The 14,844-nt window shown below is 63.1% G+C and carries 21 protein-coding genes; 2 read left to right on the top strand and 19 right to left on the bottom strand.

The window, feature by feature from the left end:
* Positions 1-142: 142 nt before the first annotated feature.
* The 12 genes from AC6LJY_RS21840 to AC6LJY_RS21785 are packed head-to-tail and all read right to left on the bottom strand — an operon-like array spanning position 143 to position 8,946.
* The gene (locus AC6LJY_RS21840; RefSeq protein ID WP_498136741.1) at positions 143-511 is read right to left on the bottom strand and encodes a hypothetical protein; all 369 of its coding nucleotides are present in this window, start codon (positions 509-511) and stop codon (positions 143-145) included.
* Between the two features lie 3 nt (positions 512-514).
* Complete coding sequence (locus AC6LJY_RS21835; RefSeq protein ID WP_498136740.1) at positions 515-967, bottom strand: hypothetical protein; 453 nt, start codon at positions 965-967, stop codon at positions 515-517.
* On the bottom strand, positions 957-1,331 hold the full coding sequence (locus AC6LJY_RS21830) for a DUF4054 domain-containing protein (RefSeq protein ID WP_498136739.1): 375 nt from the start codon (positions 1,329-1,331) through the stop codon (positions 957-959). The genes AC6LJY_RS21835 and AC6LJY_RS21830 overlap by 11 nt, the downstream gene beginning before the upstream one ends.
* A 2-nt stretch (positions 1,332-1,333) precedes the next feature.
* Positions 1,334-1,672, bottom strand: coding sequence for a hypothetical protein (locus AC6LJY_RS21825; RefSeq protein ID WP_498136738.1), 339 nt, complete (start codon positions 1,670-1,672; stop codon positions 1,334-1,336).
* Positions 1,672-2,631 (bottom strand): DUF2184 domain-containing protein, encoded by a 960-nt coding sequence (locus AC6LJY_RS21820; RefSeq protein ID WP_498136737.1) that lies wholly within the window; start codon positions 2,629-2,631, stop codon positions 1,672-1,674. Before AC6LJY_RS21820 ends, AC6LJY_RS21825 begins: the two co-directional genes overlap by 1 nt.
* 60 nt (positions 2,632-2,691) lie before the next feature.
* Positions 2,692-3,147: a structural cement protein Gp24 gene (locus AC6LJY_RS21815; RefSeq protein WP_498136736.1), complete on the bottom strand. Its 456-nt coding sequence runs from the start codon at positions 3,145-3,147 to the stop codon at positions 2,692-2,694.
* Positions 3,147-4,232: a DUF2213 domain-containing protein gene (locus AC6LJY_RS21810; RefSeq protein WP_498136735.1), complete on the bottom strand. Its 1,086-nt coding sequence runs from the start codon at positions 4,230-4,232 to the stop codon at positions 3,147-3,149. Before AC6LJY_RS21810 ends, AC6LJY_RS21815 begins: the two co-directional genes overlap by 1 nt.
* 9 nt (positions 4,233-4,241) lie before the next feature.
* Positions 4,242-5,081: a phage head morphogenesis protein gene (locus AC6LJY_RS21805; RefSeq protein WP_498136734.1), complete on the bottom strand. Its 840-nt coding sequence runs from the start codon at positions 5,079-5,081 to the stop codon at positions 4,242-4,244.
* A complete protein-coding gene (locus tag AC6LJY_RS21800; protein ID WP_498136733.1) occupies positions 5,023-6,306 on the bottom strand; it encodes a phage portal protein in 1,284 nt (427 codons plus the stop codon). Before AC6LJY_RS21800 ends, AC6LJY_RS21805 begins: the two co-directional genes overlap by 59 nt.
* Positions 6,303-7,841 carry a phage terminase large subunit gene (gene terL / locus AC6LJY_RS21795; protein ID WP_498136757.1) on the bottom strand — a complete coding sequence of 513 codons (1,539 nt, stop codon included), beginning with the start codon at positions 7,839-7,841 and terminating at the stop codon, positions 6,303-6,305. The genes AC6LJY_RS21800 and terL overlap by 4 nt, the downstream gene beginning before the upstream one ends.
* Positions 7,837-8,310, bottom strand: a complete 474-nt coding sequence (locus tag AC6LJY_RS21790) for a DUF2280 domain-containing protein (protein WP_498136732.1) — start codon at positions 8,308-8,310, stop codon at positions 7,837-7,839. The genes terL and AC6LJY_RS21790 overlap by 5 nt, the downstream gene beginning before the upstream one ends.
* 21 nt (positions 8,311-8,331) lie before the next feature.
* Positions 8,332-8,946, bottom strand: a complete 615-nt coding sequence (locus AC6LJY_RS21785) for a putative metallopeptidase (protein WP_498136731.1) — start codon at positions 8,944-8,946, stop codon at positions 8,332-8,334.
* 77 nt (positions 8,947-9,023) lie between these two features.
* On the opposite strand from AC6LJY_RS21785, the gene AC6LJY_RS21780 reads away from it, so the two are divergent.
* Complete coding sequence (locus AC6LJY_RS21780; protein ID WP_498136730.1) at positions 9,024-9,467, top strand: hypothetical protein; 444 nt, start codon at positions 9,024-9,026, stop codon at positions 9,465-9,467.
* A 1-nt stretch (position 9,468) separates the two neighbouring features.
* Here AC6LJY_RS21780 and AC6LJY_RS21775 read toward each other — a convergent pair whose 3' ends face one another.
* On the bottom strand, positions 9,469-10,260 hold the full coding sequence (locus AC6LJY_RS21775; protein ID WP_498136756.1) for a DNA adenine methylase: 792 nt from the start codon (positions 10,258-10,260) through the stop codon (positions 9,469-9,471).
* A 176-nt stretch (positions 10,261-10,436) separates the two neighbouring features.
* Here AC6LJY_RS21775 and AC6LJY_RS21770 point away from each other — a divergent pair, with 176 nt between their 5' ends.
* The gene (locus AC6LJY_RS21770; protein ID WP_498136729.1) at positions 10,437-10,766 is read left to right on the top strand and encodes a hypothetical protein; all 330 of its coding nucleotides are present in this window, start codon (positions 10,437-10,439) and stop codon (positions 10,764-10,766) included.
* A 369-nt stretch (positions 10,767-11,135) separates the two neighbouring features.
* Here the strand turns inward: AC6LJY_RS21770 and AC6LJY_RS21765 are convergent, their stop codons facing one another.
* The 6 genes from AC6LJY_RS21765 to AC6LJY_RS21740 form a co-directional block, all read right to left on the bottom strand.
* Positions 11,136-11,774 (bottom strand): hypothetical protein, encoded by a 639-nt coding sequence (locus tag AC6LJY_RS21765; RefSeq protein WP_498136728.1) that lies wholly within the window; start codon positions 11,772-11,774, stop codon positions 11,136-11,138.
* Positions 11,775-11,865: 91 nt separating this feature from the next.
* Positions 11,866-12,426 (bottom strand): hypothetical protein, encoded by a 561-nt coding sequence (locus AC6LJY_RS21760; protein WP_498136727.1) that lies wholly within the window; start codon positions 12,424-12,426, stop codon positions 11,866-11,868.
* Positions 12,416-12,910 (bottom strand): RusA family crossover junction endodeoxyribonuclease, encoded by a 495-nt coding sequence (locus AC6LJY_RS21755; RefSeq protein WP_498136726.1) that lies wholly within the window; start codon positions 12,908-12,910, stop codon positions 12,416-12,418. The genes AC6LJY_RS21760 and AC6LJY_RS21755 overlap by 11 nt, the downstream gene beginning before the upstream one ends.
* Positions 12,907-13,131 (bottom strand): hypothetical protein, encoded by a 225-nt coding sequence (locus AC6LJY_RS21750; RefSeq protein WP_498136725.1) that lies wholly within the window; start codon positions 13,129-13,131, stop codon positions 12,907-12,909. Before AC6LJY_RS21750 ends, AC6LJY_RS21755 begins: the two co-directional genes overlap by 4 nt.
* Entirely contained in the window at positions 13,128-14,219 is a 1,092-nt protein-coding gene (locus AC6LJY_RS21745; protein WP_498136724.1) for a hypothetical protein, read from the bottom strand. Before AC6LJY_RS21745 ends, AC6LJY_RS21750 begins: the two co-directional genes overlap by 4 nt.
* Entirely contained in the window at positions 14,216-14,824 is a 609-nt protein-coding gene (locus AC6LJY_RS21740) for a hypothetical protein (protein ID WP_498136723.1), read from the bottom strand. The genes AC6LJY_RS21745 and AC6LJY_RS21740 overlap by 4 nt, the downstream gene beginning before the upstream one ends.
* Positions 14,825-14,844: the final 20 nt, after the last annotated feature.

The following is a 14,844-nucleotide window of genomic DNA, read 5'->3' as shown; positions in this document are numbered from 1 at the left end:
GGCTATCGGCATTGCGCGCTTGCGCGGGCGCCGACTCGACGCAGCCCTACCCGGTAGCCTGGAATGCCCAGCCGGGCCTGGGGAGTCATCCGGACGTTTAACCCCGTCCGGCCCCGGACCAGGCGGCCGGGAATCCTTGGGCTTACTGCAATTCAGGGGCGGCCAAAAGGACCGCGAGATACCGATAGTGCGGAATCACACCGGATTGCCATGGCGCAACGCCCACCACCAGGTACTCGCCCGCCAGCGGACCAGCGTCCCAAATCAGGCGGTCGCCGTTGGTCCAACCCTGGCCGGCGACATCCAGCACCTCGGATGTGTAAATCCGGACGGCGGCGCGCACGCGACGCCCTTCGGGGTTCGCCTGCAATTGGTCATAGTCGCCAGTCTTGGCCGGTTGCACCGAGGCCCGAATCGTCTTGTCAGGACCGGGCCCGCCCTCGATCCAGCGGCCGCGCTCACGCCGGCCGGGCAGCCGCGTGCGAATAAGATGGGGCTTCCGAAAACTCATGCGCTACACCTTTTCGTATCGAACTGCGCCGACCAGCAGGCCGTCGTCAATCAACGGCACGTCGCTGCCCTTCTTGGCGACGGTCGACTCGGCGTTGGGCTCCGCCCATTTTTTTGATTGCTGGTAGTGCGCCTTCTGGTGCTTCTCGGCGAACGTTCCCAGCTGGTCAAGCGCAGCCTCCACCGACAGCCGGCCGTCTTGGACGGCCGCAGCCGCTCTGTCCATGGCCACGTCAAGCACCTGGCCGTTCTTCTCGGCGAAGTCACGCAAAGCGGGGCGCGCTGGTATGTGCTCGGTACCGAACTCGTTGATGATGGCGATATCGAGTAAATCCATACCCGTCTCCGGATCCTTCCCGGCGTTTGCCTGGATCCCGAATTTCACGCCGCGCCCGTGGATCGCTTTTGCGAGGCGCACGTGTGCGCTCAGGCCGCGATCTATCGATTTAGCAGCCACGCGGCGTGCTCCTGACCGTTGCGGCACCCACGCCACAGAGCCGCGCCAAGCGAAGGTACCGGCCATAGAACCCTGCCGCGTCCTCGGCGCCCTCAACGTGGCCGTATGTCCGTTGCAAGTCGCCTTCCTTTTCGCTCACGACGCCAGGCTTGGCAAGCACGCCGTCATCCTCTGCCGTGCGCTGCTGCTTAATTCCGTACAGCAGCCAAGCCGCGTACCACAGCTGTGCCTCGTCCTGCTTTTTCGGGGGCAGGCACGCCGGGCGGTAATCCGCCGCCATGGCCAGAGCCCGCTCCTTGTCAGCGGGCGCCATGGTGGCCACCGCCGGCGCCAGGAAGTCCAGATCGTCGACAGTGGCCACCATGATTACTGCCCCGCGCTGGCCTTCAAGGCCTCGTAGAGGCCCTGCAGTTCGGCTTTGTTGGCCGATGCGCTGTACTGAGCGCCCTGCTCGTCCAGCCAGGCCTTCAGCTCATTGACCGTGGAAGGTTCCTTAGTGCCGTCGGCGTCATCCGCGGCTTTTCCGCCCTTCTTGGTCTCGGGCAGGTCACCCGTCGGCGCCTCGGCTTCGACCAGCATGCCGCGCTTGATCAGATCCTGAATGCCGCGGATCTCCGGGTCCACCTTGGCCGTCTTCGTCGGGGCGATCACGGTGTGGCCCCCGATGTTGATGACGGCCTTGGTTGCGTTGGTGTAGTACGGCATCAGATTTCCCCCTTCGCCATCGAGAGCGGGTAGTACACGACCACCCCGCCGGCACGCGCCAAGCAGGGCACCACCAGTTCCAGGCCACGTGCTTGCGCGGCCAGCTGGTTGAACGGCATGGGCAGTTCCATTGCCAGGTTTTCCTCGCTGTACTCGTAGGCCAGGATCAGATCCTTGCCGCTGCTGCCGGCGCCCTTGAATTCGGCGGCGCCCATGATCTGCAGGCCGGGGTGCTTGTCTTGGAAAAACTGGCCCACGGTCTTGCCACCAGAGTCCGGCACGCGCTTCGAAAAGATCTTGCTACGCTGCTCAGTCGGCATGACGATGCGCGTCGGCTTGTGCACGTCCTTGGATTGATTCGGCACCGCGTCATGAATCATGTCCAAGTCGGCCAGCATCTGGTCGGCGGTAGTGTTCGGGTTCAGCCAGTCACCATTCAAGCCCACCACCAGCGGCACGTTCGGGTGGTTCACCAAGCCATACAGGCCGAACTTCGTGTCGCCGATGAGCGCCATCTGGTTCAGTTTGATCTCGACCGACTTGCGAGCCGCCATGGACTTGCGAGTGGGCAGATCGGTGCGATTGGCCGCTGCGGCCTTGATTTCCATCACGCTGTAGCCGTACGCGCCGCCGATGTTCTTGATCGTGCCTGTCTTTTCCTCGCCCTTCACGTCGGCGCGGGGAAGATCAGCGGCATAGTTCGCGACGATCTGGGCCATGCCGACTTCGTCGAACATCGTGTACGTGAACGTTTCCGCCCACTCAGGCACCTCGGTGGAAATCGGCACCAGCTGCAGGCCGATCATGGGCGGCAGCTTCTTGTCGTAGGTGCGCGTTTTGACGTAGTCCAACTGGCGGGCGGTGTAGAGGCCTTCGTCCTCCCGCATCCCCGCCAATGCCACGACGATAGTTTTGACGGCCGGAAGATCCGCCTCGTCGTAATGCTCGTGTTTGTCCATGGTTTTCCCAATGAAAAAGGCCCCTTCCGGGGCCTTGGGTTAATTGATTGTGGCTGCAGATCAGGCGGCTGCGGACGCCACTGCAAACGGCGCATGCAGTTCGATCAGCGCGATCTTGCCGCCGGAGACCTCGACGGCGCCCGAGCGAAAGACAGCGTTCGGTACCGTGGTGGCGCCGGTATCCGACACAGTGCCGTCGGCCGCGCACTTCACGGGGCCGTCCTCCGTCACGGCGCCGCCAGTGGTGACAAGCGCCCACGCGCGGCGCACGCGCATCACGCTGACGGCGTCGAATTCGCGGTACCCGCCTTCGCGGGGGATCGTGTGCGTGTGCAGCGCCAGGCCACGAATACGCGTGCCGGGGCCGGCGACGATACGGTCGCCCGTGGTGTCGCCCACGATCACGCCAGGCCGAATGTTGCCGGCTGCGGCGTAGGTCTCGACATCGTCATAGCCAAGGTCGGCTTTCATGCCGGCGTAGGCCACATCCATGCGATCGTCATAAACGGGGGGCATTATTCGCCTCCATTTTTCAGGTTGGAAAGGTAGGCCGAGCGCGCGCCGCGCGCGGATGTCGGCTGTTCGGCGCCGTCGGCGCGCTGGCCAGCTGTCGCCGGCGGCTTCGGGGCGCCGCCAATCTGCTGGCGTTGTTGCGCGACCGCGTCCTGGCGGGCTTGGGCATCGGTCACGGCCAGGTCGAAAGCAGCCTCCACGTAACCGTCGGACTTGCCGGCCAGGTCGAAAGAATCGCCCCGGACTGCCTTAATGACGCCTTCGCGCAGCACACGGTCAGCCGTGTCGGCTTTGAATTCCACCTTGTGCTGCGCCGCTACGTTTTCCAGTTTCACGCGGGCGAGCGCGGCGCCGTGGGCGTCCTGGCGCGCCTGCGCAATGCCGGCTTCCGCGGTATCGGCGCGTGCCTTTTCGCTGTCAGCACGGGCCGCCTCGGCGTCCGCCTTGCTATTGGCAGCCGCCACAGCCGCGCGCAGCCGCTCCAGTTCATTCGCCACTTCCGGAGCCGCGTCATACGACAGGCCGGAATCGAGGCGGATTTTGACCATGGTCATGTCAGTTTCCTCTTCGGTTTTCGTTACGGCGTCTGCCGCGTCAAGGTTGAGCCGCGCCACCCCGGCGCGGCCACGTTTCACCACAGCGTTGTGGTTGTATCGGATCTTTCGCTGGACAACGTCGTACGGCTCGCCTTCCGGGGAGACGCCGGGCGTCTCGTCCAGCTCCAGCTCGTAGCCCAGGGACAGCTCCTTGTTGCCGGCGTCCACTGGCGTCGGGTCGTAGATGATCAAATCGCCGACCATGTTGTCGCCGTCCCGTCGCCCCTCGGAGAGCATCGTGCCGATGACGTGCTGTCGGAAATTCTTGGTGTCCACCTTTCCCGGATGCCCGTCGGTCACCGGCTTGCCGCGCAAGCTGGCCAGCGAGTCGGTGTGGAAGACTTCCTCGGGCGGGCGGTACTCGCGCCGAACCTTCCCTCCGGCATCGCGGTATTCAAAAACGCCAGTGCGTGTCAGCACCGGCGAATCAACAAGGTAGCCCTCGTCCGTCCGGGTGGCCTTCAGCGGCACCCGGTCAAATCGCATCACCATGGTTTTTCCTCAATGGACGATCAAGGCGTCCAAGTCGTCGAACAGCGGAAGAACGGCCTCGGCCCAGCAACGGCACCGAATCGGCTTGCCTGGGTGGCCGTCGGTCGGTGGCTCGTCCCAGTCGAATTCCTGGCCCTCGCGTGCAACGTGTTCGTCGCGCTCACGCTCGTCCAGGACGCCACGCCACCGATATTTCTTGACGCCGATATTGGTCTGTCGGTACTCCGTCAAGTCGCCATTCAGCTTGCCGATCTGGTCGCGCGCGATCAACTCGGCACGCTTGCGCGGCAGATCGTACGTCTCGCGGATCTGCTTGGTCATGTCGCGCAGGGACGTGCCATTGCGAACGGCGGCCACGACCCGCCCGTGCAGCGTGTCCAGATACTGCTCGGGGATTGACTTGATCAGCCCAATGTTCTCGGCTTCCCAAGGCCGCAAGAGCCTGGCAAGTCCCGGTTCAGCCTTGAAGACGTCCACGCCGTAGGCCCGGCGCAGCAACCGGTGAAACTGGTCCTTGTTGTACTTCTCGACACGCCGTGCAACCAGGGCAGCCAAGCCCTCAGCCTGGCCATCCGCGACGGTTGCGGCCCCCAGCGCCTCCATGAAGGCACGTCGCAGTGACTCGAACCAGCCATCATCACCTTCCGGTGTGTTGCGCAGATCGTCCTGGCGCAGCACCAGGTCCAGCACCGGGATGACGTGCCGTTCCACCGCCAGGATGGCGGCTTCCGCTTGGGTGCGCAGCGCGCGCAGATAATCTCGCTCGTGCCCTTGCGGGTAGCGCCACGGCTTAGGTGGCCGCGGCGTACGACGTGGCCGACTCGCCGCCGGCGTCGGGGATGAGGCCATAGAGTCCTTCCTGCTTCATGTACCGGTATGCCTCTTCCGTGCTGAGGCCGTTATCCACCGCCGCGCCCAGCGCATCCATTTCGCGCGCCTGGGCCTCGGCGTTTGCCTTCCTTATTTCGGCCTCTTCCTTAGCCGTAGCGGGCTTGAGGGGCGGCCAGGTGATCGACCAGTCCTCGCCCTGCCCTTCGCCGCTCCCCGCCAGGCTGCGCTGCGCACGAATCAGCGACACCAGTCGCTCCAACGCAGGGTTCACCTTTGCGGCACGTCCCATCGCCACGCCGTTGTAGAAACCTTCCAGATCGCCGTCGCCGGTGGCATTCAAACCAGCGGCCGAACGCCCGAAAAGCAACGTCACAGCAATGCCCGTCTCGGCGGCCAGCGCAATCTGGAATTCCGCGAGGGTGTCTTTGACGCCTCCCATGTCGGAATTGAGGATCTGATATTCGTCCTCGGAGTCCACCGCCACTCCGTTGAGCGCATTGCGTACGGCGTCCACCATCTCCACCCGTTTCCGAATGGCGGCCTCCATTTCCGCCGCGATCGCTTCGGCCAAGCCCTTCATCTTGTGAACGGCCTGCTGCTTTTTCTCCAGCAGGCGCAGAGCCCAATGCAGACCCTCGCTGTATCGACGGATGGCCCGGAAAGCCCTGGCCACCGCCGGCCGGCCCGCCCAGGGAATCCCTTTACGGTTCAGCTTCGCCGGCAAGGGATCGCCCGGAACCTCAATCAGGCGCGATTCGTGGACAAAAAACTCGGCCGCCACCGCCCCTGCCGTCTGCGTGCGTACGCGGTAGACCTCGGGCATGCCGAAGTTGGCCTGGTTCGGATCTGAATACCGCTTCTCCGTCGCCGACACGTCATCCAGCGTGAACACCTTCAGCTCCAGCAACTGATCAAGGCCCTCAAGGTTCAGCGGATCGCGCAGAGCACGCCCATCTTTGGCAACGACGACAATCGCGCCGCCGCCTGTCAGTCGCGCCCAGCGCCAAGCGTCGGCAAGCGCCGGCAGCGCCTTCAGGCGGTCCAGCTCACCGCGCACCCGGTCGTCGCCGGTGATCTCCACGCCACGCGATACCGCCGTGTCCGGGATCATGTCCACCACGCGCGCCGGCAGCCCGCCTTCGGCGTACATCGCCAGATCATCCAGCGTGCCGAGGCCACCCGCCGAAGCGTCAAGCAGGGCTTGACCCAGCACTGCGCTCAAGTAGCCGTCTTGGTTCATCATTTGCTTGCCAGCGCCATGAAGCGCCCTAGGTTGCTGCCCGCTGTGGCGAGCATGTCGTTGATAGCGTCGACCAAGGGGTCGACCTGGTCGTCATGCGCATGTGTGTCGTCAGCCGTAAAGGCCTCGCACTCGGTGACGAAGTCGGCCACCCAAGGTGCGTCCTCTGGGATGCACACCAGGCCCGCCTCGATGTAGCTCTGGACGTCCATGAGCCGCGTGAGCTTGTCCTTGTCGCGCTCCACGCCCTTGACGGGAATCTTTCCATCGGCGCCGATGTCCTGGATCAGGCCGGTACCGCTGGACTTGTCCTCGATCAGCATTTGCCGCAGCGGTGCCGACAGCTTCGGATTGAACGGTTTGTTCTTGGCCCAGAAGTCCAGAGCGCGGCGCCTAAGCTCAGGCGCCTGCCATTTCCCGCGCAGCAGGTCCAACAGGTAAAGCTTGCCGTCGTCGCCCAGGCCCCAGCATTCGAAGACGCTGTAGTCGTTGCGCTCGGCCGTCTTCTGGGCGGTGTCCGCGAACACCTTGCGCGAGACGATCCGCGGCGGCACGACATAACGCCCGAACCACGCGCCCTTGATCAGGTCGCCGCCCAGCGGTGCCGGGCGCTGCTGGTACTGCGCCGAGAACACGTAGCGGCTGACCCGCGCGCCGTCCTGGTCGGCGCCCGCGCCCGCCTCCATGGCGAGCAGTTCCGCCAGCGGCTCCTTGTAGGGCCAATAGCTGAAGCGCCCCTTTTCGTCCCTGACGCTGCTGTCGATCTTCGCCTGGACGGCTGCCGGCAAGCCGGCGACGTAAGCGTCATCGATCAACGCCGGGATGACGACCTGTTCCCAGTCGGATCCAAGGTTGCCGGCCTCGATGAAGCCGGTCACGTCCTCCTGCGCCAGACGCTGCATGATCACGATGATCGGCGTGTCGGGATTTGCCCGACGGCTTTTCACCGTGGCAATCAGGTCGCGGTTTGCCTTGGCACGGCGCGGCTTGCTATACGCATCGCCAACTTTGAGCGGGTCATCGATGACGATGGCGCCCTGCCACCCGTCCGCCATATGGCCGGCCCGGAAGCCGGTGATCTGGCCGCCGAGCGATACCGCGTAGACACCGCCGGCCTTTCGGCCGTCGACCTCGATGTTCCAGCGCTTCTTGCTTTTGGCGTCCGCCGCCACTTTCAACGGCCACAATGCCTGAAACTCGTCGGACTGGACGAGTTCCTTGGCCGTCTGCGAATTCAGCAGCGCCAGGTCGTCGGAATAGCTGATGTGCAGGAACCGGGCGCGCGGGTTCAGCGCCAGGCCGCGGGCCATCAAATTGATGGCGACCAGTTCGGTCTTCGACGAGCCGGGCGGCACGTTGATGACCAGGTTCTTGATGCGACCGTCAATGACGGCCTGCACCTTTTCGGCGATCAGCTCATGGTGCCAGTTGACCCGGAACTTGATCGCCTGGCGGTGCTTGAAGAAGTACCGGCTGAAAAACAGGTGGTCCTGCTCGCACATGGCCTTAGCCGTGGCGCGCAGGACGGCCGGGTCAATAGTCGCCGTTTAGCTGGGCGACGGCGGCGGCGACTTCTTTTCCATCGACCACCACCGTTTTCTGTTCTATCGGGCCGCCGCCGGCGCCCGTGTGCTCCCGTCTATTCGTGAAGGCGCCGCCCGCCTCCTTGGCGGCCTGTTCAAGTACTGACGCGGCGCCGACGACGTTGCCCCTGCTCAGGTGCCGTTCGTAGATCTTGCCCAAAGCGCGCAGCCGGAAGGCCTGGTCCGCGATCGGGATCTCGGCCACTTCCTCTCGGAATCGCTTGCGCGTGGCTTCGAACAGATCCACCCACTTCTTTGCCAGCTTCTGGCCGGCCACCTTGGTCGGGTCATACTGCGCCACCTGCACGCGGGGCACATCCACGCCGAACTCCTCCTTAACCGCCTCTGCGACTTGGCTGGGGGTGTCCCAGCAGGCAAGCGCCTGGACGATGAAGAGCTTGTGCGCGTCGGTGAGCATTGCCATGTTGTTGATCCTGCCGCGCCGCTATGCCACCTTTTGGCAGCACCCGCAAGCCCGGGCGATGTGTAGTCGGGGGACGGCCGGACCGGTACCGGCGGCCTGCACCAGGCGCTGCACGTCCGACGTCGGCCCGTACCGCGCCACCACGCCGATGAACTCCTCGACGTCGTGCCCAACGATTCGCAGCTTCGGCCGACCCAGCTTGTCGAACGCCGGCGCGCCGTATGGGTCCTTGCTTTGCCCAACGTGGTAAAGCTCATGCTCCACCAGGGCGCAAAATTCCGCATCAGTGCACGTGGCGCAGTAGTCTGCCGCCAGGGTGATGAGGAAGGCCGGCACGCGGCCGAACCACTCCACCATCTGCTGCTCCTGGCGCGCCTTCTGCCAGCCGCCCGCCCGGAACATGACCTGTTCGGCCTGGCCCAGCACCATGCGGCCTGCCTTCTCAAACGCGCTCGGCGCCCACAGGAATGCCAGATCGGCGTCGACCAAGTGGGCATGGTCGGGGTTGTGCAGAGCGCCACCACTTGCGAGGATCGATTGCTCAACCCACACCGACAGTTCGGGCGCCGGATAAAAGCCACCACGCCCATCGGGGTGCAATGGTGGCCGTGGACGTTGCTTTTTGGCGGATGCCATCTGTACCACCCATCGCGCTCTGAACGGTGGCGCCCGGAACAATAACTTGCCGGAATCAGCCGGCCGGAATACAAGTAATGTCAGCCGCCAAATTCGGGCCAATCTCGGTCCTGGCACACAAACCAGCAAGGAAGCATGTGAAAGAGGTTGACCTTGCTGCATTGCAGATCGCCTGCCGCAACTTGGCGCGTGGTGCCCTATGGTCGGACCAGGGAACACCCGAGATCGCCGTGGCCAAGCTTGCAGGCGAATTCATGCGGATCGCCGCTGCCCAGGTCGCTGACGTGATCGAATCTGGTCGAGATCCCAACATAACGACACGCGCGATCAGCTACCTGACCTATACCCATGTCGCTCCCGTTGGAGTCGATGCCAAATGGTGGTTCACCGAGTTGCTTACTTGTCTCGTCGAACTGGCCGTTCCATCGATGATCCAGACGCCCGAATCCAGCGCCTTCCTGCTCGATGTGCAAGAAGGGATCGCACAAGCGATGGATCCGGGCGCTGACGATAGGCCCTGACCTAGAACAGTCCGGCCGGCGCGGCGGCCACATCCCAACTGAAGATAAGGATTTCGCCGCGTTCCACGCCTCGGCCGCCGCCCACGGTGTAGCGAATGTCCGTGGCCTCGATGTGGAAGCCTTCAAACGCCCTGCGAATGTCGGGGTGATCGTTCAGGCTTACGATCGCGCGGCCCTGCAGCTTGCGCATGCGCGCCGCCATGTCTTCGTACTGCTCGAATCCGAACTGCACGCCATAGCCCTCGGTCGCCCAATACGGCGGGTCCATATAGAAGAGCGTATGCGGCCGGTCGTACATCTCCAGGCACTTTTGCCAGGGCACGTTTTCGATGTAGGCGCCGGCCAGGCGCAGATGCGCCATCGATAGATTTTCCTCAAGCCGTAGCAGGTTCAAGCCCGGCGGCGCGGTGGTCGCGGTCCCGAAGGTCTGCCCGTCCACCTTGCCGCCGAAGGCGTTCTGCTGCAGGTAGAAGAAGCGCGCGGCGCGCTGGATATCGGTCAGCGTCTCCGGCCTGGTGATCTGCAGCCACTTGAATACGTCGCGGCTGGTCAGAGCCCATTTGAACTGACGGACGAACTCTTCCAGGTGGTGCTGCACCACGCGATAGAGATTCACCAGCTCGCCGTTGACGTCATTCAGCACCTCGACCTTGGCCGGCGTCGGCCGCAGGAAGAAAAGCGCCGCGCCGCCCGCGAAGGGTTCAACGTAGCAGTCATGCGCGGGGAAAAACGGAAAAATGCGATCGGCCAGGCGACGCTTGCCGCCCAGCCAGGGAATGATTGGGGATGCCATTGGTTCGTGAGGATGTGTTACCGTTGCCTCCGCCTGTACAGGTAGGACGGCCTCGGGTCGCTCACGGGTTCGTTCCGTGGGTCGGCTGTCGGTCATGCGGTTGCCGCCGCGTGGCCGTCGCCGTCTTCTTTAAATGCTGCAGAATCAATCACCAACCCATGATGGAGAATCAAGGCATGATTGAAGCTCTCTGGACTTTGAAGTTTGGCCGGATCGGCCTTGACGAAGGCGCCGGCGTCATGGTGCTGGAAACTGGCCGCGTCTTTGGTGGCGACAGCAGCTTTTCATTCATTGGCGGATATTCCGTGAAAGACGAAACGCTGACCGCTAACGTACATGTCAAACGTCACGCCCAACACCTTGTGAACATCTTTGGAATTGACGAATTCGACCTTGTCATCAAAGGCGCGGTGAGCACACCGCAGATGCGTCTCGTAGGCGAAATTGTTGGCCATCCGGGCGCCACGCTCCATATTCAGGCTCTGCGCGCCGCCGAGTTGCCGTAAACGCCAAATCAAAAATGCCCCGGTTTTCTGGCCGGGGCATTTTTATTGAGGAGTGCGCTTACGCAGCCGGATTGAGCGTCATCGCAGCGGACAACACAAACTTCGCACCCAGATACTTCCAGAAAGAGCGCTTTGCTCCCTTGTTAGCTTTTCCCATACTCGTCTCCCTAGTGATGTTGAATTCCGCCTTCACTTGACTGGCGGGTAGATGGTCGCTATCACGGCGGGGACCCTGTACTTCGACCTGTGCTGCGATGCATGGCTCAACCATGGGTTCGACTACGGAGCTCGGCTCCGTAAGCGCACTCAATATGTCAAGACGTACTTGCTACGAGTCTGGGAGAATTCTGCACAACTTGATTCACGAAGTCAAGGAATCGAGTCAAAAACGAGATAACCATACCCTCCTATCGCCAGCAACAAGACCACGATAGAAATCACTCGAAGAATTAACGCCCGCCTCCATTTTCCCCCGTTCCGCCACAGCCGAAACACCGCCATGCTACTGATAGCGACTTGTGCGACACACAGACATGTCAGAAGCCCAAACAGTAGCATTGGCGTATTCGGGTGATCGGAGACTGCGAGCGCCGCGCAAACAGCCGCCGCGAAGATGAAAATCGCCCCTTCCCAGTAATAGTCCGAATCTTTGAATACTGACGCGTCGGTCGCCTTGCTTCGTAGCACCCCCCGACCCGCCGCAAGCGCTGCGGCGGCTGATAGCCAGAACGAGGCATAGCTGAAAATGCCTGAACGCTTTTCGGGGTTCAGTACGTACACATCTAAGGGCTGAGTGTTAGTGAGCAAGACTACACCGATGGGTACGACGCCAAGAAAGGCCAGCAGCAGGATCACCGGGATTTCTCGTGAATCAAGCTTGTCTGAGCTACCCGATTTAACCTTTCCTGGATTAAACGGCGCCGAGGCTTGCAGATTGCCGATAGGCGCCTGTGGCGCCGTAGGGCGCATTTTCTGCGCTGCCTTTCTTCTCCTTTGCTTACGGTTCACCGGCCGCTCCAACTAATAATTTGGGAGCAAATTGTAGAAATCCTTCTGGGCCACTAAACGATCAAGCAAACGCTCGAACTAGCCTCTGTCCCTATCCAGGCGGAAACTCTGTGCAGACGACGTGCACCTCTCGCATCTGGATATCCAGGCGGTGCAGAGCTGCGCGGCGCGCACCTTCCACCAGCACGCGGTACGCACTTGCCGGTCGTTGCAGCGCGGAATACGGTAGGTCGAATCTGTCGCACAGATCACGCAACCGCGGCCTGCCTCGCAGGATGTGCGCCGTCAGCAGGTCCGTGACCTCGCGCTCGCGGCTGTCGTCAGCAGCTTCCGGATTCAACCATTCTGAGACCCGGCGCGCGCTGGCGGCGCCCTCCTCCCCCGTGCCGTATTGCGCCCGCAGGGTATGAAACCCAATGCCGTCACCCAAGGTCCGTCCCACCAGCTTGACGATGAACACTGCCTGCGCGTGCCACTCATGCGGCGTCAGCCCAGACAACGCCTTGCGCTCGTACTCCACGTCGAAACGCTCCTGCAGGGCTTCGCAGATCAACTGCGTCGGGTTCTTCGGCTCGATCGGGTAGGCCAGCATCAGGTAGGCCACGGCGATCGCATGCTCAGGACACGAAAACGTACCGGCTTCACGACGCATTTTTCTTCACTCCCTGCGCGGGTTCCATGTCCAACACGGTCAGCACCACGGCCACGCCCGGCACCACTCCGTAGATCTTGCGCTTGCTGGCCTGGACCACCTGGGCGTCATCGCGGTACGCAACGCCGTTGCAGCCGTCCTTGATGGCCTTCTCGACGTTGTCGGCGTCAGGTTTCACGGTGGGTGCGATCTCGCCGGCGGCCGCGCGGCGCTGCCGCACGCCGGACCAGGATTGTGGGATCGGCAGGATGATGTCCAGCTCCATGCGTATAGGCCCGGTATAGGCTTCGCGCCCTGCCATGGCCTGGGCCGCGACCAGCTTGACCAGGCTTTCATAGGCCACTGTCGCCTCTGGCGTGTAGTGCCGCGTGAAAACGCGGGTGGCGCCCGACTTGGCATCGCGACCTATACGCGAGCTGGATTTCGCGCGGCCTTTTCCTTGCGGTACGCCAGGCACCGTAAACGTGATTTGGTTCGACATCATGCTCCCTCGCCACGCACGTCGCGCAGCCATTCGATACGCGCGGCCGTCTTGGCCGCAGGCGCTGGTTGGTGGTCCCGGCATTGATGCGGGTATTGCGGGCTGACGAACGTGCCCGGGCGGTCTTTCATGGCGGCGCAGCGGCCCAGCCCGACCTGGGCGTATTTCGGCGCCTCGCGCAGCGTGAACAGGACGCAGCCGACGCACTGGACGGTGGCGGTCATATGTGGACCCCGAGGTCTGCGCGAGCGCGGGCTTTGTCGTCTTCGGTCAGGCCCGCAGCGGCGATCACCCTCGCCTTGAACGAGGGGAACGGTTCGCCCTGCCCGTGCACGATGCCCAGCTCGGCGCCCTTCGATTCGAGCCCCGACGCGGTGGTCAGCCAGACAAGAGGATCGGACTTCGACTCGGCTGAGCGTGCGCCCTTGAGGGCGCTTCCCGCCTGGGGCGGGTTGAGCACCTTGGCGACGAAGATGTCCAGGAATCCGGGCGTGACGGGTCCCGGGTCACCTGTCGCCTCGCGGTCCAGCACGGCCTGGTTGTAGGCGTCCAGAAGCTGTAGGCCGCCGGCGTCAGCGTCGATCCATGCCCTGATGCGTGGATCGCTGGCGTTCGTGCCACGTGGCTGCTTCCCTCGGGCCTGCTCCCTGCGGCGCAGCCAGACCGCAACGGCCATGGCCTTTTCTTCTGGGGTCTTGTCGCCATCGAGCGGCGGCGGCGCAGGGTCGTGGCCTTGCGCAGGCGCACCCGCGATAGACGCCGCCGCCGCTATATCTTTTTTATTTAAACCGGTTCCGGTTCCGGTTCCGGTAGCGTCACTCCCACCGGAATCCCTTGTGAGTCCCTTGTCTGTCCCGGGGGACAAATCAGGACTACCAAGGGACGGACCGGGACGATTTCCCCGTTGCTTCCGCTCGGCTTCAGCGAGTTCTGCCTTCTTGCGTTCGCGGTATTCGGCCTTGCGGCTCCGTTCGCCGTCACGCCGCTCGATCATCTCCAGGACGCGCTCGGCGAGGGTGTCGTGATAAAGGCGGCCGTCGTCCGCAAGCCACCAGCCTCGTAGCAAACGTGGCTTCGCCGCCCGGAACTGGTCGAGGGGCATGCCGATGCGCGCGGCGATCAACTCGTCGTCCTGGGGCAGACTGCCGCACGGTGTCTGCTCCCATGCAGTCATCCACAACATCAGCAGCCACGGCCGGATCTCTGGCGCCGCTAAGGCCCAAGTATCGGATTGGCGAATGCGCTCATGGTCCAGCTCAAACCGCCAGCCCTTCGCCCTGGTGTCGAACGGATAAGGCGCAGGCATTGTCATGCAGCCTCCCCTTGCTCAAGGCGCGAATAGGCGTCCCACATGCGCAGGCTGGCCAGGCGCGCAATATCTACGGCACCAGTTGGGCTGATCTGCGCGGCGTCACGATTCGGCGTCGCGCGGCGCACACATTCCACGCGCAAGGCATCGCCGACGGGCCGCGGGTAGCTGTCGCGGTCCAGCATTAGGACGCCGCTCCGGGCGCTAGGCAGTGCCTCAAACAGATCCGGATGCCATATCTCTTTTGGCAGTGCGTAGTAGTGCTTCCAGACCTTGGTCGGCCAGTCTTTGGGCGTGCTCTTGTACCGGCACTTGCGGTGCCTGCGTACCTCGACGAGGTCGCCTGACAGCTTGCTGTGGTGAAGCTCAGAAACAGAAGGCCATTGCCCAAGATATTCTCGCCGCCACCACTTTTCCTTCTTGGCGTCAGCTTTCAGGTCCGCGCGACTGATTTTAATTTCGATGTCTATGATGCGCAGGTCCTCCGTCACCACCAGCAGATCGCATTCGTGGCCGGTCCAGTTGCAGTTGGGCACGACCACCAGGTACTTTCGGTTGAACGTCTGCCGCGCCAGCGCCCGGGCAATGGTGATCTCGGACCAAGTCATGTGACCCTCTCTAGCGCGCT

The sequence above is a fragment of the Achromobacter sp. RT286_PF genome, assembly GCF_059760425.1.
This window is presented reverse-complemented; position numbering and strand designations above follow the sequence as displayed.